The organism is Pseudomonas sp. SDO5271_S396, from assembly GCF_054071795.1.
The window spans coordinates 44,355-67,886 of sequence record NZ_JBSVWB010000035.1 but is presented as its reverse complement, the minus strand read 5'-3'; the positions used below and the strand labels follow the sequence as shown (position 1 = coordinate 67,886).

Sequence of the window (23,532 nt, the reverse complement as noted above, 5' to 3'; positions counted from 1 at the left end):
ACATTTTGATTTGTGAACACATTCAAGTGTGGGAGCTGGCTTGCCTGCGAAGGCGATAGATGGGTTCAGGAAGAATCAGGGTAAGGGTGAGAAAGGCGAACGCCCATCAGCACTCTGCAGTTCCTGCAGGTAGTTGCGGAAAATCTGGCCCAGCACCTGGGTCGCCACTTCCAGTTCATCGCGCTGCATGTGTTCGGCGACTTCGTCGGCGGTGTCCAGCGCATCTTCGGCGCCATTGACCGCAGCCATTTTCAGCACGATATACGCCTGAACGTTATTGGCCGGTACGCCTTCGCCCTTGAAGAACATGTTGCCCAGCTGGAATTGGGCCTGGGCGTGGCCCTGCAGCGAGGCTTTCTCGAAATAGCTCAAGGCCTTGTTGAGGTCGCGGGCGGGGTTTTTGCTGTCGTGGAAGTACTCGCCCAACTCGTATTGCGCCTGCGCATCCCCGCTCTCGGCCTGTTTTTGGCACGCGCTCAGGGCTTCGGCCTGGCTGTCTGGCTGGGTATTGAGGGTGCAACGACCCATCGCTGGGATCAACAACGAGTTGCCGCCTGCTTGTGCATGCGCCAGCAGCGGCTGAAGGAGCAACAGGCAGCCCAGAACCAGGGTGCGGCCGGTGCGTTTCATGGGAATCGACTTACCTCTGACGGAGCACGCGGATCCTCGGGGGATCCAATAAGCGCGCATTATGAAATAAGCAGGCCTCTGCTTACAAAGTCTTTACTCGTTTTTCTGCTGCCTGTGCAAGTTATCTGTTGGATTGCAGGTGAATTCTCGAAAAAAGTCGGAAAGTTCTGTAAGCAAGGTAGCAAATCAGACACCGTTTGGGCGGTGCCTGATTTTTGCGTCCCCCTATTTCAGTGCGGCGAAGGCGCGTTCGGCGGCATCGAGGGTCAGTTTCAGCTCGGCTTCGCCATGGGCGATCGAGGTGAAGCCGGCTTCGAACGCACTCGGCGCCAGGTACACGCCGCCTTCCAGCATCAGGTGGAAGAAGCGCTTGAAGCGTTCGGCGTCGCTGCCCATCACGTCATCAAACGTAACGATATCGTCGGCACCGCTGAAGTACAGGCCGAACATTCCGCCTGCCTGGGTGGTGACAAACGGAATGCCGGCGGCATCGGCGCGTTGTTGCAGGCCGTCGAGCAGGCGGGTGGTGTAGTCGGTCAGTTCGGCGTGGAAGCCCGGGCGGCTGATCAGGCGCAAGGTGGTCAGGCCGGCGGCCATGGCCAGCGGGTTGCCCGAGAGCGTGCCGGCCTGATACACCGGGCCCAGCGGGGCAATGTGTTGCATGATTTCACGCTTGCCGCCGAAGCAGCCTACGGGCATGCCGCCGCCGATGATTTTGCCGAAGGTGCTCAGGTCTGGCGTAACGCCGTAGTAAGCCTGGGCGCCGCCAAGTGCGACACGGAAACCGGTCATCACTTCGTCGAAAATCAGCACCACGCCGTGCTTGTCACATTGTTCGCGCAGTCCTTCGAGGAAACCCGGCGCCGGCGGCACGCAGTTCATGTTGCCGGCCACCGGCTCGACGATGATGCACGCCACGTCCTGGCCCACTTCATTGAGCATCTGCTCGACCGCAGCGATGTCATTGAACGGCAGGGTCAGGGTGTGTTTGGCGAACGCCGCCGGCACACCGGCCGAGCTGGGTACGCCCTGGGTCAACAGACCCGAGCCGGCTTTTACCAGCAGGCTGTCGGAGTGGCCGTGGTAGCAGCCTTCGAACTTGATGATGCTGTCGCGGCCGGTAAAACCACGGGCCAGGCGGATCGCGCTCATGGTGGCTTCGGTGCCGGAACTGACCATGCGCACCATTTCCATCGAGGGCACGATCGAGCAGACCAGATCGGCCATTTCGGTCTCCATGGCGGTCGGTGCGCCGTAAGACAGGCCGTGCTCCAGCTGCTTGCGCACCGCGTCCAGTACGTCCGGGTGGCTGTGGCCAAGGATCATCGGGCCCCAGGAGCCCACGTAGTCCACGTAGCGCTTGTTGTCTTCGTCAGTGACGTAGGCGCCTTCGGCATGTTTGAAGAACAGCGGCGTGCCGCCGACGCTCTTGAACGCGCGCACGGGCGAGTTCACACCGCCGGGGATGTGTTTCTGGGCATTGGCAAACAGCGTTTCGGAACGGGACATGATCGGGCTCTCTGAAATCAAATCTTGAGGAGGGCATTGAAGGCGCGGGCGCGGCGCGTGACTTCCTGGGTGCTGTCGGCACCGAACAAGCCGTGGATCACGGCCAGCAGATCGGCGCCATGGGCGACCAGCGGTTCGGCGTTTTCCAGGGTCACGCCGCCAATCACGCAGATCGGCAATGTCAGGCGTGAGCGGGCGTCAGCCAGCATCTCGACGGTAGCGGCGGGTGCGCCGGGCTTGGTGTTGGAATTGAAGAACCGGCCAAAGGCCACATAGCTGGCGCCTTCCCGGGCGGCCTGCTCGGCCAGCTCGATCTGGCTGTGGCAGGTCGAACCGATAATGGCCTTGGAGCCGAGCAGCGCACGGGCCGGGGTCAGCGGACCATCGGTCTGGCCCAGGTGCACGCCGACGCCCAGGCGCGCGGCCAGCTCGGCGTCGTCGTTGATGATCAGCCGGGTCTTGTAGCGCGAGCACAGCTCCCGCAGTTTTTCCGCTTCACGCAGGCGGCGGGCTTCGTCGCTGCTTTTGTCGCGGTATTGCAGCAGGGTCACGCCACCTTCCAGCGCCGCTTCGACGTAGGCGAGGAATTTGCCGGCCAACAGTTGGCTGTCGGTAATGGCGTACAGGCCACGTAGTTTCATCGGGCAGGCCCCTTGAGCGTGTTACGAGCAGAAATCCAGCGGCAGACGGCGTGGCACGAACTGGCCCTGGCCGAGTCGATCAGCGTCACGCAGGGTGCGCCAAGTGTAGTTGAGGGCCGACTGTACGGCGCTGGCCAGGCCTTCACCTTGAGCAATCCGACCGGCCAGCGCACTGGCCAGCGTACAACCCGAACCATGGTAATTGCCCGGAAGGCGCTGGCAGGTGAAGGTCTGGCGCGTGCCGTCGCGGCTGTACAGGCGGTTGTGCACTTCATGCTCGTCGCCATGGCCACCGGTGATCAGCAGGTGCTTGATATACGGCAGCAGCTTCTCGGCGCACTCGTCTGCCGTGCCCTCGGGCAGTTCCGCAAGGATGCGCGCTTCGGGCAGGTTCGGTGTGGCGATCAGCGACAGCGGCAGCAACCGCTCGCGCATGGCATAGCCGACTTCATCCTTGCCCAGGCTGCCACCACCGCCGGCGCGCAACACGGGGTCGCAGACCACTGGCAGGTGCGGATGCGCCTGCAGCAGTTCGACCACCGTGTCGACCATGGCGGTGGAGCCGAGCATGCCGAGCTTGACCGCCGCCACTTCGGAATCGCTGAGCACGGCATTGGCCTGGGCCAGTACCCACTCGCGGTCGAGCACGCGGAAATCGCTGACGTTCACGGTGTTCTGCACGGTCAGGGCGGTGACGGCGGGAGCCGCGTGACAGCCTTGGGCCAGCAGCGCTTCGATATCTGCCTGCAAGCCGGCGCCACCACTTGGGTCGTGGCCGGAGAGACAGAGGACAACGGGGCGAGAGCTGTAGATATTCATGGTGCGCGAGCTTACCACCAAACGCTTTTGGCGTGGCTGTCCGGCGATAGTTGAATTTCGCCCCGCGCGGGTGGGGAGTTGTGGCAATAAGCTATGCTTGAAAATCCTTTGAAAAGCGCGTTCTAGAGCCTTTCAAAAAATTATTTCAATGGTGTCTAATGGCCTTTACTGGCTATGCTAGAGTGGATCCAAACCACTCTCTGTATCGCCGGTATACGTCATCTCAAAAGGAATGGGGGGCTTTTGACATAACCGGACAGGCCACGCTGGGGCTTTATGCGCTATTTGCTGATCTTATTGTTGTGCGGGCTGCCGATGCTCGCCAGCGCCATCGAGTTCACTCAGGACATGCGGAGCCTGCCGCTGGGCCGAGCCATGCAAGTGCTCGAAGACCCCACCGACGCCCTGACCATCGCCGATGTCAGCAATGCGGCCTTCGCGAGCCGATTCAAGCCCCATGACAAAGACACCCTCAATGCCGGCTACTCGCGCTCGGTGTTCTGGCTCAAGGTCAATCTGCATTATCAGCCCAACGATCCTGCCGTTCAGCGCACCTGGCTGCTGGAACTGGCCTACCCGCCCCTCGATCATCTTGACCTGTATCTGCCTGACAGCAGTGGTACCTATCGTCTGGCTGGGCGTACCGGCGATGCCTTGCCCTTCGCCAGCCGCGAGATCCGTCAGAACAATTACCTGTTCAAGGTCGACTTCAACCCCGGAGAGGCGAAGACCGTCTACCTGCGTCTGCAAAGCGAGGGCTCGATCCAGGCGCCGCTGACCCTTTGGTCCAGCACGGCCTACCTGGAACAACAACCACTGCGCCTGTATGTGCTGGGCCTGATCTACGGTGTGTTGTTGGGAATGCTGGTGTACAACCTGTTCATCTACCTCAGCGTGCGCGACACCAGCTATCTCTATTACATCTTCTATATTGCGTCGTTCGGCATGTATCAGCTGTCGGTCAACGGCGCGGCGGTGGAGTATTTCTGGCCGAGCAACCCTTGGTGGGCGAACGCCGCGACGCCGTTCCTGATCGGTTCGGCGGCCTTGTTCGGTAGCCTGTTCGCGCGAAGTTTCCTGCACACGGCGCAGCACAGTCGCTGGATCAATCGGCTGTTGCTGACACTGGTGGCCTGCGGAGCGGTGGTGATGCTGTTGTCGCTGATGACCAGCTACGCATTGGCCTTGCGCCTGGCCACCGGGCTGGCGCTGGTGTTTACCGTGACCATCTTTGTGGCCGCCATCAAGGCCTGGTACTGCGGCCAGCGCGTGGCGCGTTACTTCATCATTGCCTGGTCGGCGTTTTTGCTGGGCGGGGTGGTGAATACGCTGATGGTGCTGGGTTACCTGCCGAATGTGTTCCTGACCATGTACGCCAGCCAGATCGGTTCGGCGATCGAAGTGGCGCTGCTGTCCCTGGCCCTGGCCGATCGCATCAACGGCATGCGAGAGCAGCAGGCCCAGATTCTGTTCGATGCCAGCCAGAAGCTCGAAGTGCTCAACCAGCAGTTGGCGCGCAGCAACCGGCTCAAGGATGAATTCCTGGCGACCCTGACCCATGAACTGCGCACGCCCATGAACGGTGTGATCGGTTCACTTGAACTGATGCAGACCGTGCCCATGGACGCCGACCTCGCGCAATACCAGAAAACCGCCGCCGGTTCGGCGCGGGACATGATGCGCATGGTCAACGGCATCCTCACGCTCACCGAATTGCAGGCCGGTCGCTTGAGCGCGCAGCCCCAGGTATTCAGCCTGCGCGGTGTGCTCGACAGCCTGCGTCAGCAATTCACGCCGAATGCCCAGAGCAAGGGCTTGGCGTTCTCCATCGACGTGGCGGACGAACTGCCGGATCGCCTGAGCGGGGATGCTGGCAAGTTGCTTCAGTGCCTGGATTGCCTGCTGGACAACGCGTTCAAGTTCACCCACGAAGGCTCCGTGCGTCTGCGGGTGGTGGGTGTGCCCCACAGTGATGGCAGTGTGCGCCTGAGTTTCATCGTCACCGATACCGGCATCGGCTTTGCGTTTCTCGACGAAGCCACGCTGTACCAGCGTTTCTTCCAGCTCGATGCTTCCATGACTCGCGAATATGGCGGCCTGGGAATCGGCCTGGCCATCTGCCGGCAATTGATCGAACTGCTTGGCGGGCGCCTGACACACCATTCGGAACCGAAAAAAGGCAGCCGCTTCCAGCTCGAAATGGAGGCCAGCCCGGCACCGCCCGAGTCCAAGCCCGCTTGCCCGGCTGCGGACAACCGCCGTACGCCCCAGGACTGTGCGGTGCTGTTGGTGGACGACAACAGCGTCAGCCAGTTGGTAGTACGTGGCATGTTGCTCAAGTTGGGTTATCGGGTGAAGACGGTGGACGCTGGTCCGGCGGCGCTGGCGTCATTGCAGGGAGAGAGTTTCGACGCAGTATTGCTGGATGTACCTGAAGGCGGATTCTCGTTGTGCTGTCAGATTCGTGCGCTGCCCGGCTGCGGCGAGCTGCCAGTGATTGCCCTGAGTACCTCGTTGAATGTTTCCGAGCGTGAACGTTGCCATGGCATCGGCGTCACTGACCGACTGGCCAAACCGGTGCGTTTCGAGGCGCTGCAGGCCGTGCTGGAACGCCGCTTGCTGTGCCCGTTAGAGGGCGAAAGCGCCGCGAATTAGGCGCTTATGTCACTTTTTTAAGGTGGTGGACGGTGTTTAACTGAAATTCAGGCCTCAACGACATGTGCGGCCTTTTTCCAGGAGGCCCGTCATGAACCTGCACCAGTTTGCCGAAACCCACGACGTCACCAACCAGCCCCCGTCCCTGGACGGCACTAATCTGTATCGCATCGACCTGCCCCTGCAAGACTGGTCGCGCCGCTTTGGCGCCGGTTGGGCCGAGGCGCGTATCGATGCCTACGGTGCGCTGGCCGGTGGGCCGTTGATGGAAGCGGGGTTCCTGGCGAACCAGAACAAACCGGTGTTCAACAGCCATGACCGTTATGGTCATCGCATCGACCTGGTGGAGTTTCATCCGGCCTATCACGAGCTGATGCGCACCGCCGTCGAACATGGCCTGCCGTCGTTGCCTTGGGCCCACCCGCAGTCCGGCGCCCATGTGGCGCGCGCCTCCATGACGTACTTGCACAGCCAGGCCGAAGCCGGCACCGGTTGCCCGCTGACCATGACCTTTGCCTGCGTGCCGGCCCTGCGCCTGCAACCGGACCTGGCGAAGACCTGGCTGCCGAAAGTTCTCAAGACCGAATACGACCCGCGCAACGTTGGCATCGCCCACAAGGCCGGCGCCACCATCGGCATGGCCATGACCGAGAAACAGGGCGGCACCGACGTGCGCGCCAATACCACCCGTGCTTACCCGGTGGGGGCGGGTGGTCCCGGGCAGGCCTATGAGCTGGTGGGGCACAAATGGTTTTGCTCGGCGCCGATGTGCGATGCCTTCCTGACCCTGGCCCAGACCGACAAGGGCCTGAGCTGTTTCCTGCTGCCCAGACACCGTCCGGATGACACGCGCAACGAGTTCTACATTCAGCGCCTGAAGAACAAGCTCGGTAACTGTTCCAATGCTTCCAGCGAAGTGGAGTTCCGTGGCGCCCTGGCCTGGATGATCGGCGAGGAAGGCCGGGGCGTGCCCACCATTATCGAGATGGTTGCCATGACCCGCTTCGATTGCATGGTCGGCTCCAGCGCTTTGATGCGCCAGGCGCTGACCCAGGCCAGTCATCACTGCGCACACCGTTTGGTGGGCGGGCGGGTACTGAGCGAACAGCCCTTGATGCAAAACGTGCTGGCCGATCTGGCCCTGGAAAGCGAAGCCTCGCTGGCGCTGAGCCTGCGCATGGGGCGCGCGCTGGACCACCTCGACAACGAGCAGGAGGCCCGATTCGCCCGGCTGGTCACGGCGGTGGGCAAGTATTGGATCTGCAAGCGCGCGCCGGCCATGATCAATGAGGCCGCCGAGTGCATGGGTGGTGCGGGGTACGTCGAGGACAGCATTCTGCCGCGCCTGTACCGTGAGGCACCGGTGAATTCGACGTGGGAAGGTTCCGGCAACGTACAGTGCCTGGACGTGCTGCGCGCGCTGTCCAAGGAGCCCGGCGTGTTGGAAACACTGTTTGTCGAGCTGGGCGACGGGCATGGCGACAAACGACTGGCCCGGCATATTGAACAGTTGAAAGCGGCGTTCATGGACACCCAGGACATTCAGTACCGCGCGCGGCAACTCACCGAGGACATTGCCGTGGCGTTGCAGGCCAAGCTGTTGCTGGAGGCGGGGAATGCGGCGGTCAGTGACGGGTTTATTGCCAGCCGGTTGGGCGAGTCGTCCGGCCGCGTATATGGCACCTTGTCGCGTGGGGTGGATGTGGAGGCTATTGTTGCTCGTTCGACCCCTCATTGAATAAACACAATCAAAATGTGGGAGCAGGCAAGCCAGCTCCCACCTTTCAGAGCATTCCAACTCTGGTGTTTATGTGAGTCTGGGATACAGGCAAGATAAAGGCCTGCACATCAAGAACACAGGATGCTTATCGTGACCGAAGCTTTTGTTGTCGTTCAAACCGCCGAAGAAGCCGTGGATCGGCTGGCGGCTCTTCATGAGCGTGCCACCGGCGCACTCAATCAGGCTCTCAAGCAATACCTCAAAGACCGCGTCGAGCCCGACGCCGAACAACGCGCGCTGTTTCGCTACCCGGAACTGCGCCTGACCTACCATTGCCACGGCGAAGTCCCACAGACGACCCGGGCGTACGCCAAGGTGCAGTTACCCGGGACCTACAGCGTCACCGTGACCCATCCCGCGGCGTTCCGTAAATACCTGCTGGAACAGTTGGTGCCGTTGATGCACGACTTCACCGTGACGGTGGAAGTGGGCGTGAGCCAGCAGAACATTCCTTACCCGTATGTGGTCGAGCAGGGCGATGAGCTGGCCGGCTCCGGCGTGACTGCCGCGACCCTGGCCCGCGTGTTTCCCAGCACCGACCTCTCGGCGGCCACCGATGGCATCGCCGACGGCCTGTACGACTGGGAAAACACCGACCCACTGCCGTTGGCCCTGTTCGATGCGGCCCGCGTGGACTTTTCCCTGCGCCGCCTGGTGCATTACACCGGCAGTGACTGGCGCCATGTGCAGCCGTGGATCCTGCTGACCAACTACCACCGTTATGTGGACCAGTTCATCCTGCATGGTCTGGAGCAATTGCGCAGCGACCCACGGTTCATCCGCATGGTGCTGCCGGGCAACGTGGTGATCGACAAGAGCATGGACCACGGCGAAGCGTCGGCGATTGCCGCCGGTGTGGTGTGGCACCGTTATCAGATGCCGGCCTATCACTTGCAGGCCGCTGACGGCCATGGCGTGACCCTGGTCAACATCGGCGTCGGCCCGTCCAACGCCAAGAACATCACCGACCACCTGGCCGTGCTGCGTCCGCATTGCTGGCTGATGATCGGCCACTGCGGCGGCCTGCGCCAATCCCAGACTATCGGCGATTACGTACTGGCCCATGCCTATATGCGCCGCGACGGGATCCTTGACCGCGTGGTACCGCCGAACATTCCGATTCCGGCCCTGGCCGAAGTGCAGTTGGCGTTGCAGCAAGCGGCGGCCAATGTCACTGGCGAAAAAGGCGAAGAGCTGAAAAAACGCCTGCGCACTGGCACTGTGCTGACCTACGACGACCGCAACTGGGAACTGCGCTGGGCCCAGGAGCGGCCGCTGATCAACCTGTCCCGCGCCGTGGCCGTGGACATGGAAAGCGGCACCATCGCGGCCCAGGGTTATCGCTTGCGTGTGCCGTATGGCACCTTGCTGTGCGTGTCGGATAAACCGCTGCACAGCGAAATCAAGCTGCCGGGTTCGGCCAACGCATTCTATGAGCGTGCGGTGAGCCAGCACTTGAAGATCGGCATCGAGGCGGTGGACTTGCTGCGCACCGAGCTCAACTCGTTGCACTCGCGCAAGCTGCGCAGCTTCGACGAGCCGCCGTTCCGCTAAGCGCTTGGGATGGTCATTTAACGGTCAGACCACTAGCATGGTTGGTCCTGACCGTTAGATGTTTGTGTGCCATGTCCCGTCCTACTCGCCCCGATGCGCGCCGCCCTGGCGCAAAACCTCCGTACTCCGCTGCGCGGCGCGTGGCCAAGGCGCCACCGGCCGAGCCGAAGCTGATCCTGTTCAACAAGCCGTTTGACGTGCTGACCCAGTTCAGCGACGAAGGCGGGCGCGCCACACTCAAGGATTTCATCGATATCCCCGGTATCTACCCGGCGGGCCGTCTGGACCGTGACAGCGAAGGCCTGCTGCTGCTGACCAATGATGGGCAGTTGCAAGCGCGGATTGCGGACCCCAGGCACAAGCTGGCGAAAACCTATTGGGTGCAAGTGGAAGGCGAACCCACCGAAGAGCAACTGCAACGCCTGCGTGACGGTGTGGAGCTGAATGACGGCATGACCTTGCCCGCCGAAGCGCGGCAATTGGATGAGCCTGAACTGTGGCCGCGCAACCCGCCGGTGCGCTTTCGCAAAAGCGTGCCAACCCATTGGCTGGAATTGATCATTCGTGAAGGGCGCAACCGTCAGGTTCGGCGCATGACTGCTGCCGTGGGCTTGCCCACGTTGCGCCTGGTGCGCGTGCGGATTGGCGAGTGGTCGATCGACGGCCTGGACCAGGGCCAGTGGAAGGCAGTGCCGGCGCGTCTATAGGGCGCCGGATTCGATCAGGCCGATCACCACGCTCTTGATGATGAACGCGGCCACGCCCAGCCCCAGCACGAAGAACAGAATCAGCGAGCCAAAGCGCCCGGCCTTGGACTTCTTCGCCAAGTCCCAGACGATAAAGCCCATGAAGATGATCAGGATCGTGACCAGGCCGGTCATCATCCATTCTTCAAACAGGGCGGGGTCGATGGAGTTCATAGGGGCTTTTCCGGCGGAGGAGACGGCGAGTATAAGGCAGTGCCATCGACCTGGAGTGGACCTGCGTCGGTCAGTCGCACACGACGCGGCAGCAAAATTGTGAAAGTCGTGGAATAAAAACGCCCGCCGACCTGTTTTATTGACGTTATCAAAACAGGGTCGATAACACTCTCCCCAACACGCGAAACATGTCGATGACGGCCTTGAAATTCGTCGTCAGTGAGCAGCTTTGAGCCCGATTGAGTCGGCCTGTTGAAAAGCCGCGTCAACTTCAATGTTCGTTGGATGCAAGACCCCTCTTAGGAGCGCAACCCAATGTGGAACCTGAATAAAGTCAGCGCGTCGTTTACCGCCCATCTTCCCCGCGCCGCACAGAACAACTTTGACACCTTCCAGAACGCGATTCATAACTTGGGCATCCACCCAAGAGACGCCGCTCAAATGATTGGCAGCGCCGATTACAAAAAGCTGGGAAACACCGAGCAGTATCAAATTCGTCTGTCGGGTTCCGAGCGCGCGACCTTCCTGGTGGACAACGCTACCCGTACCGTGACCATTTTGCAGGTAGGGGGGCATACGTAAGCCCTGCCTGCCACTATCGCCGGCGTGCGCGCTTTTTACGGTTCGGCGGTGCGTCAGGTGCGCAGGTGCGTCAACGGCAATTCGGTGCTGTTGAGCACCTGGTTCAGCACAAAGCTGGAGCGTACGCTGGTCACGCCTTCGATGCGGGTGAGGTGGCCCAGCAGCAGCTTTTGATAGTGGTCCATGTCCGGCACCACCACTTTCAGTTGATAGTCGGCGTCCATCCCGGTCACCAGGCTGCACTCCAGCACCTGGGGCAAGGTACGGATGGCCGCTTCGAAATTCTCGAAGCGTTCGGGAGTGTGGCGGTCCATGCCGATCAGCACATAGGCCGTGAGGCTCAGGCCGAGCATCTTGCGGTCGAGCAAGGCCACCTGGCGCGCGATATAGCCGTCGTCCTCCAATTGCTTGACCCGGCGTGAGCAGGGCGAGGGTGACAGGCCGATACGCTCGGCCAACTCCTGGTTGGAGATCCTCGCGTCGCGCTGCAATTCCGCCAAAATACTCAGGTCGTATCGATCAAGCTTGCTCATTGGATTGGCCTTTGTCGTAACTATTGCGACGAATTATCCATGAAGGGTTAAAAATTGCGCAAGCACTGTTTATTGACGCAATCTTCGCAATCATCTGTCGGGGCTTCGCGGGTATCTTTATCAACAGAATCACCGCCTGGACAACAGTCCACAGCAGCCCGCCCTATCAGGCCCGCTGCGGCCGCCACCCCAGCAGGGTCGAGCCGGCCTCCAGGCTGCACACTGTCTATCCGACGGCGTGAGGTGAGCCAACGTCAAAAGCGTTGAGCCAGGACGAAGTTCTCAAGGGGCGGCCGACGGGTCGCCCCTTTTCTTTTGCTGGCTGATAACCTGTCCGAGAACCGGGCCGCGCTTTCCCAGTCTCATGGACAGGCCCTAATCCGCAGTGAGGAATAGCATGAAGCGCATCTGGCGTTTGGCAGGTGTAGGTGTGTTGATGGTGGCCGTGGGCGCCCAGGCCGTGGCCGATGAGCGGGATAACTCCCCGCGCCCTGACGGCGGTGGTCAGCATGAACGAGGGCCGGAGGGCGGACGGCCCGGTGGCAATGAACAACCGCGCCCGCAGAACCCGCATTTCGAGAATAACCAGCCGCGTCCGCAGAACCCGCATTTCGAGCGCACCGACCAGCCGCCACGCGGCCAGTGGCAGGGGCGCCCGCAGAACGCCGAGCAACCACGCCCGGCCCCGGCCCCGCAACCTGCGAACAACCTGCCGATCCAGAGCCGCCCCGACACCGTGCGCCAGACCCAGGAACCGCGCCAGGGTTATTACCGCGACATTCCCCGACGCAACGACGGCAACCCGCACTGGGACGCCGGCGGCCCGGGCCCGCGTCCCGGCAACAACGGCGGCTACAACAATCACCCCGGTGATACCCGCTGGCCGGGGCGTCCCGATGGGCACGGCAACGGCTGGGGCCCCGGCCCGCAGCACCGCCCCGGGTACGTGATCGACCGCTTCCCCGACCGTAATTACCGGGTGCCTTACCGGGGCCAGGATTACTTCTTTTCCGGCGGCTACTGGTACCGCCCGCAAGGCCCGCGCTATGTGGTGGTGACGCCACCGTACGGCATCCGTGTGCATTACCTGCCGGACTACGCGCGGGAAGTGTGGGTGGGCAGCGCGTTGTTCTTCCTCGCGGCGGGGGCGTATTACACCTACGAAAGCAGTTCCCAGCAGTATGTGGTGGTGGCCCCGCCGACTGCCGTCCCGGCGCCGCAGCCTGCGCCCCAGGGCAACGGTTATGACGTAGTGGCCTATCCCGCCAACGGTCAGTCCCCGGCCCAGGTGCAGCAGGACGGTTATGACTGTTATCGCTGGGCGGTGCAGCAAAGCGGTTTCGATCCGCAGCAAGTGACCTACGCCCCTGACCCGGCAGTGGTGCAAACCTACCGCCAGGCCCAGGGCAACTGCCTGAGCAGTCGCGGCTATCAGGTGCAGTACTAGGCCTTGTTGCCCGTGACCACTTCCTGCGGGTCGGCGTGCACCAGCACTTCGGCGCGCGGGTACGCCTGGTGAATGGCATCGGCGGCCTGGTCGCTGATGCCGTGGGCAACTGACAGCGTCAACTCTCCCGGCAGTTCCAGGTGCAATTGCACGAACCAGTGACTGCCGGAAATCCGCGTGCGCAAATCATGGGCGCCCAATACGCCCGGCACACCTCGGGCCAGTTCGAGCATGTGCTGGCTGACGTCGGCAGGCAGTTCCTCATCCATCAGCACCGCAAAGCTCTCCCGGGCGATCTGGATCGCGCTCCACAAAATGTACGCGGCGATCCCCAGGCCGAACCAGGCGTCGACCTGATTGAAGCCGAAGCCTGCGAGCACCAGCGCCACCAGGATACTGGCGTTGAGCATCAGGTCCGAGCGGTAGTGCAAGGAGTCCGCGCGCACCGCGTTGGAGCCGGTTTCGCGGATCACCCGGTGTTGCAGCATCAGCAGCGCCGCGGTCAGCGCCAGGGAAAACACGATCACGCCAATGCTCAGCCAAGGTGCACCCACGGGCTCGGGGTGTTTCAGCCGGTCATAGGCCTGGAGCGCAATCAGCACCGCACTGCCGCCGATAAACAGCGCCTGGGCCATGCCGGCCAGGGATTCCGCCTTGCCATGCCCGTAACGGTGGTCATCATCGGCCGGGCGCAGGGCGTAATGCACCGCCAGCAGGTTCAGCAGCGAGGTCACGCCATCGAGCAGCGAGTCGGTCAGGCCGGCGAGCATGCTCACCGAGCCGCTGAGCCACCATGCGATGGCCTTGGTGATAATCAGCACACAGGCCACGCCCACCGAGGCGCGGGTGGCCAGGCGCAGGAGCCTGGCGTGTTCGGGGCTGCTGGTCATAGGCGCATCGAATCCTCAGGCGGCGGGTTTCAAGCCCAGGCTGGCGAGCTGCTGCACGCTGCCTTTGAACTGGATCAGGCGCGGGTCGTCCAGCGGCAGGCTGCGGCCGGTTTCTTTCTGGATGATGGTCTGCAGCTTGGCGTTGTCGACCTTGCCGTCGGCGCCAATCGCCTCATGGAGTTTTTCCGGCGCCACGTGGGCGGTCTTGCCAGGCTCGAAGTAGATGGCGCCGGTGGCGAAGTCCACCCCAAAGGCGATCAGGCCCGGGATGATGTAGAACAGCAGGCCGATGGCGTCGAGCGCGGCGATGGCCGGGTCGATCTTGCCGTCGATCTGGCCACGGCGGTCGGGGTAGAAAATCGAACCGCAGGCCGTCAACTGGCTCAGCAAGCTGATGGCGAGGACACCGCCGATGACACGGGAAGCGATACGCATGGACTATCTCCTGAACACAATCAATACGGGACTATAAGCGACGAAAATCCAATGTGGGAGCGGGCTTGCTCCCACATTTGACCATGTTGCCAAGTCAATCGGGTGGTGCGTGTGAGACCACCATCGGCACACGGCAGTTCGCCGTTATACTCGCCGCTCTGCTTTGGAGCCAGTATGAATTCGTTGCCGATCGATGATGTTTTACCTGCCCTGCGTGACGCCTTGGCGAAACGCCATGAAGCCGTGCTGGAAGCGCCGCCCGGCGCCGGTAAAACCACCCGCGTGCCGTTGGCGTTGTTGCACGAGCCATGGCTGGCTGGGCAGACCATCCTGATGCTCGAACCGCGCCGTCTCGCCGCCCGCGCCGCCGCCGAGCGGTTGGCCAGCGAGTTGGGCGAAAAGGTCGGTGAAACCGTCGGCTATCGCATCCGCCTCGACAGCAAAGTGGGGCCCAATACCCGCATCGAAGTGGTCACTGAAGGCATCCTGACGCGCCGCTTGCAGGACGACCCGGCGCTGGACGGCGTGGGACTGCTGATCTTCGACGAGTTCCACGAGCGCAGCCTCGACGCCGACCTGGCGCTGGCCCTGAGCCTCAATGGCCGCGAGCTGTTCCGGGATGAGCAGCCGCTGAAAATCCTGCTGATGTCCGCCACCCTTGAAGGCGAGCGCCTGTCGGGCCTGCTGGACGACGCGCCGGTCCTGCGCAGCGAAGGGCGCATGTTCCCGGTGCAGACGCGCTGGGGACGGCCTTGCCAGCCGGGTGAATTCATCGAGCCGCGCGTGGTGCAAACCGTCCTCGAAGCCCTGCATGACGAAACCGGCAGCGTGCTGGTGTTTCTACCGGGGCAGGCGGAGATTCGTCGGGTTAACCAACAACTGGCCGATGCCTTGGGGGAACACAGTGATGTGCTGCTCTGCCCGCTGCACGGCGAGCTGGACCTGAGCGCCCAACGCGCCGCCATCGACCCGGCACCTGCCGGTAAACGCAAAGTGGTGCTGGCCACCAACATTGCCGAGACCAGCCTGACCATCGACGGCGTGCGCGTGGTGATCGACGCCGGGCTGGCGCGGGTGCCGCGTTTCGACCCGGGCAGCGGCATGACACGCCTCGACACCCAGCGTATCTCCCGCGCCAGCGCCACCCAGCGCGCCGGTCGCGCCGGGCGCCTGGAGCCGGGGGTGTGTTACCGCTTGTGGTCCGAGGACCAGCACGAAGGGCTGGCCGCCTATGGCAGCGCGGAGATCCTCGCCGCCGACCTCGCGGGCCTGGCCTTGCAACTGGCGCGCTGGGGTGTCACACCGGCGCAACTGGTATGGCTGGACGTGCCGCCGACCGCCGCCTATGCCCAGGCTCAGGATCTGTTGCAGCGCCTCGGTGCACTGAATGACGACACACTTACCGCCCACGGCCAGAAAATGGCCGAATTGCCGGCGCATCCGCGTATCGCCCACTTGCTGTTGCGCGGGCAGGACCTGGGGCTGGCGGCGACGGCATGCGATGTGGCTGCGTTACTGGGCGAGCGCGATATCTTGCGCGGCGGCGGTGCGGACTTGCACAGCCGCCTGGCCTTGCTCAGCGGCGAAGAGCGCGCGCGCGGCACCCAAGGTGGTGTGCAACGGGCCAAACAGTTGGCCCGACAATACCGTGGCTACCTGCGAGGCCAGGCCACCCAAGCGGTGGCCGACCCCGAGCACCCGCGCTGGCTCGGCGCCCTGCTGGCCCTGGCCTATCCAGACCGTGTGGCCCAGCAACGTCGCCCCGGCGGCGCCGAATATCGCCTGGCCAATGGCCGCGCAGCCTTGTTCGCCGAAGCCGACAGCCTGATGAAACAGCCCTGGCTGGTGATCGCCGACCTGGGTAGCCGCCAGGGCCAGCGTGAAGAGCGCATCTATCTGGCCGCGGATTTCGATCCGATGCTGTTCGACAGCGTATTGGCCGAGCAAGTGCGCAACGTCGACCAGCTGGATTGGGATGAACGCGAAGGCGTGCTGCGCGCCGAGCGTCAACGCAAGGTCGGCGAGTTGGTGCTCAGCCGCGAGCCGCTGACGGGCCTGGATGAGTCAGCGCGCAACCAGGCGCTGGTCAACCTGGTGCGCCGCAAAGGTCTGGAACTGTTGCCCTGGACCCCGGAATTGCGCCAATGGCAGGCTCGCGTCCTGCTGCTGCGTCAGCTGGATGCGGGCAAAACCAGCGAATGGCCCGACGTCAGCGACAGCGCCTTGCTCGCCAGCCTCGAACATTGGCTGATGCCGTACTTGGGCAAGGTCTCGCGCCTGAGCCACTTCGCCAACCTGGATATTTCCAGCTTTCTGCACAACCTGCTGCCCTGGCCGCTGCCCCAGCGCCTGGACGAGCTGGCGCCGCACCACTTGACGGTGCCGTCGGGCTCCTCGGTGCGCCTGGACTACAGCGAACATCCGCCGATTCTGGCGGTGCGCCTGCAGGAACTGTTCGGCCTGGCCGACACCCCGCGCATCGCCGGCGGGCGCCAGGTGGTCAAGTTGCACCTGCTGTCGCCCGCGCGCCGACCGGTGCAGGTGACCCAGGACCTGGCGAACTTCTGGCGCAGCACCTATGCCGAGGTGAAGAAGGACTTGAAAGGGCGGTACCCGAAGCACTATTGGCCGGATGATCCACTGATTGCCGAGCCGACTGCGCGGGTCAAACCCCGCAAGTAGGTCATGTGGAGATCAAATGTGGGAGCTGGCTTGCCTGCGAGCGGTGGGTCAGTTGAAGAATGTTTCACTGGTCCAACGCTATCGCAGGCAAGCCAGCTCCCACAGGTTTTTGTGGGGCTGTTACTGCGCGGCGGGCAGCAGGAATCGCGCAATTACTGGCAAATGGTTGGAGATACGCAACGTATCCTCCTGCCGCACCTTGGCCTCTACCCGTTTGAGCCGCGGGCTGTAGAACAGGTAGTCCAGCGTGCGATCCGGCCCGTCCACGCTCGGGTCGTTGGGGAAGTGGGTCAGCCATTTTTCCCGGTCGATGCCGCTGGATTGGCTGTTGCTCGGGATCATCGGGTATTTGTCCCACAGCAGGTGCAGTTCGCTGTCCGGGGAATACTGCCCGCGTTTGGCGGCGTCCAGGCGCAGGAATTGTCCCAGTGGCAGCAGGTTGAAATCCCCGCCGATCAACCAGGGCGTGCCCCGGCCTTCGAATTTATCCAGCAGCTTGACCGTGGTTTTCACCTGGTCTTGCACCGCTGTTCGCCCGGGGCTGTCGCCGTCGAGGCGGGTGTTGAGCACGGCCAGTTGGCCGCCGTCGCTCAAGGGCAGGTAGGTCAGCAGCAGGGCGGGCTTGGGCTGGAACTGACGGCTGATGAAGTCGGCCGGGCGAGCCGGCAATTGCAGACGTTCGGCGTGTTCGATCTGGTAGCGGCTCAGGGTCACGAGTTTGCGGCCGACGCTGCCGAAGATATGCAGGTTGGGCACGAAGTCGGCTTTCCAATCGAAGGCCTGGGCGCTGCACGGATAGAGGTCGACCAGGCGTTCCTGCAACAAGGCGAATTGGTCTTGGTAGTGTGAGGGCTTGGCGTTTTCGTCGAGTTCCTGCAACAGCAGGAGGTCGGGTTGTTCGTCGCGGATTACCCGGGCGACTTCGTCGAGGCTGTAGGCCATGTCTTCGACGGTGGGGCTGTCATCCGGGCCTGTGCCGTCGGCGGTGTCGTACCAGAACACGTAGTTCTTGCCGGCCAGGTATTGCACGTTCCAGGTCATGACCTTGAGCGCCTGCCCGGGCAGCAACGTGGGCGCACGGGGGGCGACGCAGCTTACGGGCAGGGTTTCCTTGTTGGCTGGGCGCCAGGTCAGGCTGTAGATCAGGGCCGTCAGCAGGCCCGCGATGATCAGCAGGCTCAGCAGGGTGATGCGCAATAAACGGGTCATCGGCTCGGCTTATAGCGTTTCGGGAATGGCACGGAGCATATCACCGCGCGTCGGCATCGCCACCGATCAGCATGAATAAACGGAACAGCACCACACTGGTGAACAGTTGCAGGAAGCTGTGGGCGCTGTCGATCACGATGCCCAGCAGCGGGTTTTGCGGGTCAGGGTAGGCCGCGACGCTGGCGCCCTTGAGCAGCCACAGCGGCGTCATCACGCACAGCAGGCACACCAGGATTCGCCAGAAATGCCCGCGGGTCAGGCGGAAGCTTTCCTTCATCGCGTCCAACGCCGGCATGCCGCGCAACACCAGCAGGTATTCGGCGAAAGCCAGCACCACCATCAGCCACAGGCCCGGCAGGAAATACAGCGACAAGCCCAGCAGAATCAGCAGCGTGCTCATCGCCGTCAGCAGCGCGAAGCGCGGCCACAGGGTCAGGGCCATGGCCCACACATCCCGGGTGCGCGGCGAGTCACCACGGGTGCGGGCGTCGAGAAACAGGATCAGCGCACCGGTATACAACGGGTACACCAACAGACCCACCACCACGCTGTAACCGGGGAAGGCGTCCGCGCCAAGCGTGTGGTCGAGCACCTGTTGCAGCACGGCCTCGAGGATCACCAGCGGCAGGCACAACTGGACGATGGCACCCAGGTTGCGCTGGGTGAAACGGAAGGAGTCGCGCAGTACGTCTAACGGATTCATCAGGTTCATCACAGGCCTAAAAGCAAGGGCGACACTTTAACCGATCATTACCTGAGGTAAGCAAACGTAAACCTTGAGTAAAGACCATTGAAACGTCTGGTAACAGCCCCATAACAGAGACGTGCTAACCAGTACACACGCCTGATGATAGGCGGCGCCACGATTTTTACCGGCAATCTAACGAGGTCGCCATGAATAGCGAAGAGCAAACCCTGATCGATGGACTGTTTTCACGGTTGCAACAAGCCGAAACGGACTCAGCCCCGCGCGACGCCCTGGCGGAAGCGCGGATCAAGGAGCACATGACTCGCCAACCGGCGGCCGGGTATTACATGACCCAGTCCATCCTGGTGCAGGAGCACGCGCTCAAGAGCCTTGACGCGCAGAACAAGCAACAGGCGCAGCAGATCCAGCAATTGCAGGACGAACTGCAGCGCGCCAAGTCTGCCCAGCCGGCACCGAGCAGCGGCGGTTTCCTGTCGAGCATCTTTGGCGGCGGCTCCCGCGACCCGCAACCGGCCCAGAGTGCTCCAGCGTCTTCGGGGGGTGGCTGGCGTGAGCCGGCGCGGCCCGCCTTTGGCCAACCCGCGCCGCAGCAGAACTATGCCGCTCCGCCACAGAACTACCAGCAACCGCCGGCGGCTCCGGTGGGGAGCGGGTTTCTCGGTGGGGCGATGAAAACCGCCGCCGGCGTGGCCGGTGGTGTGTTGCTGGCCGAAGGTATCAGCAGCCTGTTCCATCACAACCAGCAGCCGCAGATCGTTGAAGAAATCATCGAGCAACCGGCGCCCGCCAGTGATCCGGGTGGCTGGGGCAATGACGACCAGCGCTATGCCGGCAATGACAATTGGGGTAGCAACAACTCGGACAGCTTCGCGGATAACGATTATTCCGACGATTCGTCCTCCTTCGGTGACGACGATTCCTTCGTCTGACCTACCTCGGCCCGGGTCGCTTCGTCGGCCCGGGCGGATTTTTCTCGGAAACCTCCTCGTGGCTGGCATACTGGCATCTTTGCGACCCCGCGCAGTCGGGGTTTTGGTGGTTGCCATGGGGAAGTGCGGTGAAAAGAATTGCGGTGTTCGCCGATGTGCAAAACCTCTATTACACCGTACGCCAGGCGTATGGCTGCCACTTCAACTACGCCGCGCTGTGGGCTGACATCAGTGCGCGCGGGCAGATCGTCGAGGCGTACGCGTATGCCATCGACCGGGGCGACAGCAAGCAGCAGCAGTTTCAGCAGATCCTGCGCAACCTGGGCTTTACGGTAAAACTCAAACCCTACATCCAGCGCAGCGACGGTTCGGCCAAAGGTGACTGGGACGTGGGCATCACCCTCGACATCATGGACGCCGCCGACCACGTCGACGAAATCGTACTGGCCTCCGGTGACGGTGATTTCGACATGTTGCTCGAACGTGTCATCCACAAGCATGGCATTGATGCCGTGGCCTACGGCGTACCGGGGCTGACGGCCAATTCATTGATACGCGCGGCCAGCCGCTACGTGCCCATCGAAGGCGCGTTGTTGCTTAAATAGATATTTAACGGAGTTGGAACAGGTTTGGAACGTATAGCGGTCATCGACTTTGAAACCACCGGCATCACCCCCAGCAGCCACTGCCGGGCCACGGAAATCGCGGTGGTCATCCTCGAACGTGGCCAGATCGTGGACCGCTACCAGAGCCTGATGAACGCCGGCGTGCGCGTGCCGGGTTTTATCGAACAGCTCACCGGCATCAGCAACGCCATGCTGCGCAGCGCGCCACCGGCCGAGCGGGTGATGAACGAAGTCAACGAGTTCGTCGGCACCACGCCGTTGCTGGCGCATAACGCCGCATTCGACCAGAAGTTCTGGGATTACGAACTGGGCCTGATCCGCCGTACCCGCCTGCAAAAGTTCGCCTGTTCCCTGCTGTTGGCCCGCCGTTTGATGCCGGCGGCGCCGAACCACAAACTCGGCACCCTGACCACATTCGCCCAACTGCCCCACACCGGCAAGGCCCACCGCGCGATGGCGGATGCGGAGATGGCGGCCAACCTCACGGCACACCTGGCCCAGGAACTGCGCGGTACCCATGGCTTGCGCGAACTGTCCCACGACCTGCTGTGCAGCTTGCAGAAAGTGCCGGCGGCGAAGATCACTGAGCACCTGAAGAGACATCGCGGGGTCTGAACCCACCACAACCTCAAGCACACCGAAGATCCAAAATGTGGGGCTTGTGTGGGAGCGAGCCAGCTCCCACAGTTGACCGAGTTGCCAAGCCTGAATGCAATCTTCTGTGGGAGCCGGGCTTGCCCGCGATGGCGTCAGCCCGAGCGGCAACGCACTCAAGGGATAAACGCCATGACCGAAATCGGTGACCCCGACCCGCCTTCCAGCGCCAAAACGCCGATTACTACCGTCGCGCCCTTGGCCGGCAACCGATCAAGGTTCGTCAGGCACTCCAACACGATCCCGTTCCCCGCCAGCACCGCATGGTTCGTCGCGAAGGTGGTGCTTTGCCCCGGATCGACCCCATGGGTGTCGATGCCCACCCCGGCGACCTGTCGTTGTGAAAGCAAAAACACAATCGCGGCCTCGCCAATCCCGGGAAAATGAGAGCCGTGGGCGTCGTGCCCGAAAAACGCAGCCGGGTCATTCCACAGGTGCTGCCAGCCGGTGTACATCAGCACCACACAGCCCGGTTCGATGATGCCGTGCTGGCGCTCCCAGTCTTGAATGTCTTGCGCGCTGATTTCGTAGTCCGCCGTGCAACGGGCGCGCACATCAATCACCACTGCGTGCCGCACCAGGTCTTGCGGCGCGTAGCCATCAATCCCCATTCCATCGGCATAGAAACTGTTCGGCGCATTCATGTGGGTGGCGCTGTGTTCGCCCATGCTGAAACGCCGCAGGAAATAGCCGTCCTTTTCCAATGAGGCAACGTCTGCGAATTGCACCGGTGGGTCCCCCGGCCACAGCGGGATACGTGGCGTGATCGGGTGGCTGAGGCTCACGACCTTGCTGTAGTCAGCCACCATTTTTCCCCTCCAGTTGCCCCAGCGGCACCCGCCGCTCTATCGCACTCGACAAGATGATCGAGGTCTTGCTGAACCCGAACTTCGCCACCCGGTTGATCAGGTTCTCCAGCTCCGGCATCGAGCCCACCGCAGCCTGCATGATCACGCACGGGTCACCGGTCACCCGATGGCATTCGGTCAGTTCAGGGATTTCCGCCAGTGCGTCGTATACCTTCTGGTTGCCATGGTTGGTCAGGCGCAGCTCAATCACACACTGAATCGGTAAGCCCACTTTGGACAGGTCCACTTTGGCCTGGTAGCCGGTGATCACACCGCTGGCCTCCAGCTTGGCCACGCGCTCGGCCACGGCGGGGGCAGAGAGGTTTACCGTGCGCGCCAGTTGCGCGTAGGAAGCGCGGCCATCTTCGAGCAGGGCGCTGAGGAGCATGCGGTCGTATTTGTCCATGATAAGGCTCCGGTTGCGCGTGGCTTTCGAAAGCACGGTTTATAGCCTTCGAAACCATGCTTTGAAAAGTGTATGGGCGCTTTAAACAGGTTTTGTAACTTATTTTTAAGCGGTGGCCTTTCTAGAATAAGCCTCCCTTTCCTGACTTTAGAGCCACCCAATGCCAGGCCCACGTCGCTTTCCCTTGCCGCTGATCGCCGCTTTTTTTGCGCTGTATGTGATCTGGGGGTCTACCTACCTGGTGATCCGCATCGGGGTGGAGTACTGGCCGCCGCTGATGCTCGGCGGGATTCGTTTCGTGCTGGCCGGCTTGGCGATGTATGGCTTCTTGCGCTGGCGCGGGGCGCCGGCGCCGACCTGGGCGCAGTGGAAGGCTGCCGGCAAGATCGGCGTTCTGCTGCTGACTTTCGGCAATGGCGCGGTGACGGTGGCCGAGCACACGGGGGTTGCTTCCGGCGTGGCCGCGCTGGCGGTGGCGACGGTGCCGCTGTTCACCTTGCTGTGCGGCTATTTCTGGGGCGCGCGTAATACGCGTCTGGAATGGGCCGGGGTGGTGCTGGGCATCATCGGGATCGCCATGCTCAACATGGGTTCCAACCTGCAATCGAGCCCGACCGGTGCCATGTTGCTCCTGTTCGCAGCCGCTTCCTGGGCCTTCGGTTCGGTGTGGAGCAAGCATTTGCCGTTGCCGGCGGGCGCGATGGCCAGTGCTGCGGAGATGATCATCGCCGGGGTCTTGTTGTTGGTGGGCAGCGCGCTGACGGGCGAACGCCTGCACGCCGTGCCGCCGATCGAGGGCTGGCTGGCGCTGGCGTATTTGGCGGTGTTCGGCTCGATCATCGCGTTCAATGCCTACATGTACTTGCTCAAGCATGTGCGCCCGGCGGCGGCGACCAGCTATGCCTACGTGAACCCGGCGGTGGCCGTGTTGCTGGGGATCGTATTCGTGGGTGAGACCATTGGCATGGAAGAGGCCCTGGCCATGCTGGTGATCATCAGCGCGGTGGTGCTGATCGGTCTGCCCCAGTGGCGCAAGCCCAAGCCGGAAATAAGGTAAACTGCCGCGCATTGCGA

The 23,532-nt window shown here is 62.5% G+C and carries 23 protein-coding genes; 11 read left to right on the top strand and 12 right to left on the bottom strand.

What is annotated here, in order from left to right; all coding sequences use genetic code 11:
• Positions 1 to 75 precede the first annotated feature (75 nt).
• From ACW9IN_RS21580 to ACW9IN_RS21565, 4 genes are all read right to left on the bottom strand, one after another.
• Positions 76 to 630 (bottom strand): tetratricopeptide repeat protein, encoded by a 555-nt coding sequence (locus ACW9IN_RS21580; RefSeq protein WP_016973899.1) that lies wholly within the window; start codon positions 628 to 630, stop codon positions 76 to 78.
• 225 nt (positions 631 to 855) lie between these two features.
• Complete coding sequence (hemL, locus tag ACW9IN_RS21575) at positions 856 to 2,139, bottom strand: glutamate-1-semialdehyde 2,1-aminomutase (RefSeq protein ID WP_457367722.1); 1,284 nt, start codon at positions 2,137 to 2,139, stop codon at positions 856 to 858.
• A gap of 17 nt (positions 2,140 to 2,156) precedes the next feature.
• Entirely contained in the window at positions 2,157 to 2,780 is a 624-nt protein-coding gene (thiE, locus tag ACW9IN_RS21570; protein WP_457367721.1) for a thiamine phosphate synthase, read from the bottom strand.
• 21 nt (positions 2,781 to 2,801) lie between these two features.
• On the bottom strand, positions 2,802 to 3,599 hold the full coding sequence (locus ACW9IN_RS21565) for a hydroxymethylpyrimidine/phosphomethylpyrimidine kinase (RefSeq protein WP_457367720.1): 798 nt from the start codon (positions 3,597 to 3,599) through the stop codon (positions 2,802 to 2,804).
• 276 nt (positions 3,600 to 3,875) lie between these two features.
• Here ACW9IN_RS21565 and ACW9IN_RS21560 point away from each other — a divergent pair, with 276 nt between their 5' ends.
• From ACW9IN_RS21560 to ACW9IN_RS21545, 4 genes are all read left to right on the top strand, one after another.
• A complete protein-coding gene (locus ACW9IN_RS21560; RefSeq protein ID WP_457367719.1) occupies positions 3,876 to 6,254 on the top strand; it encodes a hybrid sensor histidine kinase/response regulator in 2,379 nt (792 codons plus the stop codon).
• 91 nt (positions 6,255 to 6,345) lie between these two features.
• Positions 6,346 to 7,992 (top strand): acyl-CoA dehydrogenase family protein, encoded by a 1,647-nt coding sequence (locus ACW9IN_RS21555; protein WP_457367718.1) that lies wholly within the window; start codon positions 6,346 to 6,348, stop codon positions 7,990 to 7,992.
• Positions 7,993 to 8,115: 123 nt separating this feature from the next.
• Complete coding sequence (gene amn / locus ACW9IN_RS21550; RefSeq protein WP_457367717.1) at positions 8,116 to 9,588, top strand: AMP nucleosidase; 1,473 nt, start codon at positions 8,116 to 8,118, stop codon at positions 9,586 to 9,588.
• Positions 9,589 to 9,728: 140 nt separating this feature from the next.
• On the top strand, positions 9,729 to 10,295 hold the full coding sequence (locus ACW9IN_RS21545) for a pseudouridine synthase (RefSeq protein WP_457367724.1): 567 nt from the start codon (positions 9,729 to 9,731) through the stop codon (positions 10,293 to 10,295).
• Here ACW9IN_RS21545 and ACW9IN_RS21540 read toward each other — a convergent pair.
• Positions 10,290 to 10,499, bottom strand: coding sequence for a DUF2788 domain-containing protein (locus ACW9IN_RS21540; protein ID WP_457367723.1), 210 nt, complete (start codon positions 10,497 to 10,499; stop codon positions 10,290 to 10,292). The genes ACW9IN_RS21545 and ACW9IN_RS21540 overlap by 6 nt on opposite strands.
• Before the next feature lie 324 nt (positions 10,500 to 10,823).
• Here ACW9IN_RS21540 and ACW9IN_RS21535 point away from each other — a divergent pair, with 324 nt between their 5' ends.
• Positions 10,824 to 11,090: a hypothetical protein gene (locus ACW9IN_RS21535; RefSeq protein WP_457367716.1), complete on the top strand. Its 267-nt coding sequence runs from the start codon at positions 10,824 to 10,826 to the stop codon at positions 11,088 to 11,090.
• 53 nt (positions 11,091 to 11,143) lie between these two features.
• Here ACW9IN_RS21535 and ACW9IN_RS21530 read toward each other — a convergent pair whose 3' ends face one another.
• Positions 11,144 to 11,623: an Lrp/AsnC family transcriptional regulator gene (locus ACW9IN_RS21530; RefSeq protein WP_003194418.1), complete on the bottom strand. Its 480-nt coding sequence runs from the start codon at positions 11,621 to 11,623 to the stop codon at positions 11,144 to 11,146.
• Between the two features lie 397 nt (positions 11,624 to 12,020).
• Here ACW9IN_RS21530 and ACW9IN_RS21525 point away from each other — a divergent pair, with 397 nt between their 5' ends.
• A complete protein-coding gene (locus tag ACW9IN_RS21525) occupies positions 12,021 to 13,070 on the top strand; it encodes a DUF6515 family protein (RefSeq protein ID WP_457367715.1) in 1,050 nt (349 codons plus the stop codon).
• On the opposite strand, the gene ACW9IN_RS21520 is transcribed toward ACW9IN_RS21525, so the two are convergent.
• Both ACW9IN_RS21520 and ACW9IN_RS21515 read right to left on the bottom strand, forming a co-directional pair.
• Positions 13,067 to 13,960, bottom strand: a complete 894-nt coding sequence (locus ACW9IN_RS21520; RefSeq protein ID WP_457367714.1) for a cation diffusion facilitator family transporter — start codon at positions 13,958 to 13,960, stop codon at positions 13,067 to 13,069. The two genes, ACW9IN_RS21525 and ACW9IN_RS21520, sit on opposite strands and share 4 nt — an antisense overlap.
• 15 nt (positions 13,961 to 13,975) lie before the next feature.
• Positions 13,976 to 14,395, bottom strand: a complete 420-nt coding sequence (locus tag ACW9IN_RS21515) for a polyribonucleotide nucleotidyltransferase (protein ID WP_457367713.1) — start codon at positions 14,393 to 14,395, stop codon at positions 13,976 to 13,978.
• 174 nt (positions 14,396 to 14,569) lie between these two features.
• On the opposite strand from ACW9IN_RS21515, the gene hrpB reads away from it, so the two are divergent.
• Positions 14,570 to 17,077: an ATP-dependent helicase HrpB gene (gene hrpB, locus ACW9IN_RS21510; RefSeq protein ID WP_457367712.1), complete on the top strand. Its 2,508-nt coding sequence runs from the start codon at positions 14,570 to 14,572 to the stop codon at positions 17,075 to 17,077.
• Positions 17,078 to 17,197: 120 nt separating this feature from the next.
• Here the strand turns inward: hrpB and ACW9IN_RS21505 are convergent, their stop codons facing one another.
• Together ACW9IN_RS21505 and ACW9IN_RS21500 are read right to left on the bottom strand one after the other, a co-directional pair.
• Complete coding sequence (locus tag ACW9IN_RS21505) at positions 17,198 to 18,286, bottom strand: endonuclease/exonuclease/phosphatase family protein (protein ID WP_457367711.1); 1,089 nt, start codon at positions 18,284 to 18,286, stop codon at positions 17,198 to 17,200.
• 40 nt (positions 18,287 to 18,326) lie between these two features.
• Positions 18,327 to 18,989: a YciC family protein gene (locus tag ACW9IN_RS21500; RefSeq protein ID WP_457367710.1), complete on the bottom strand. Its 663-nt coding sequence runs from the start codon at positions 18,987 to 18,989 to the stop codon at positions 18,327 to 18,329.
• A 191-nt stretch (positions 18,990 to 19,180) separates the two neighbouring features.
• Between ACW9IN_RS21500 and ACW9IN_RS21495 the strand changes: the two genes are divergently transcribed.
• The 3 genes from ACW9IN_RS21495 to ACW9IN_RS21485 all read left to right on the top strand — a co-directional run bounded on the left by ACW9IN_RS21495 (position 19,181) and on the right by ACW9IN_RS21485 (position 21,165).
• Positions 19,181 to 19,924, top strand: a complete 744-nt coding sequence (locus tag ACW9IN_RS21495) for a DUF2076 domain-containing protein (RefSeq protein ID WP_457367709.1) — start codon at positions 19,181 to 19,183, stop codon at positions 19,922 to 19,924.
• Positions 19,925 to 20,052: 128 nt separating this feature from the next.
• Positions 20,053 to 20,529: a LabA-like NYN domain-containing protein gene (locus ACW9IN_RS21490; RefSeq protein ID WP_457367708.1), complete on the top strand. Its 477-nt coding sequence runs from the start codon at positions 20,053 to 20,055 to the stop codon at positions 20,527 to 20,529.
• A 24-nt stretch (positions 20,530 to 20,553) separates the two neighbouring features.
• Positions 20,554 to 21,165, top strand: coding sequence for a 3'-5' exonuclease (locus tag ACW9IN_RS21485; RefSeq protein WP_457367707.1), 612 nt, complete (start codon positions 20,554 to 20,556; stop codon positions 21,163 to 21,165).
• 155 nt (positions 21,166 to 21,320) lie between these two features.
• On the opposite strand, the gene ACW9IN_RS21480 is transcribed toward ACW9IN_RS21485, so the two are convergent.
• Both ACW9IN_RS21480 and ACW9IN_RS21475 read right to left on the bottom strand, forming a co-directional pair.
• Entirely contained in the window at positions 21,321 to 22,013 is a 693-nt protein-coding gene (locus tag ACW9IN_RS21480) for a cyclase family protein (RefSeq protein WP_457367706.1), read from the bottom strand.
• Entirely contained in the window at positions 22,003 to 22,458 is a 456-nt protein-coding gene (locus ACW9IN_RS21475; protein WP_457367705.1) for an Lrp/AsnC family transcriptional regulator, read from the bottom strand. Before ACW9IN_RS21475 ends, ACW9IN_RS21480 begins: the two co-directional genes overlap by 11 nt.
• A 160-nt stretch (positions 22,459 to 22,618) precedes the next feature.
• On the opposite strand from ACW9IN_RS21475, the gene yedA reads away from it, so the two are divergent.
• A complete protein-coding gene (gene yedA, locus ACW9IN_RS21470; RefSeq protein WP_457367704.1) occupies positions 22,619 to 23,515 on the top strand; it encodes a drug/metabolite exporter YedA in 897 nt (298 codons plus the stop codon).
• Positions 23,516 to 23,532: the final 17 nt, after the last annotated feature.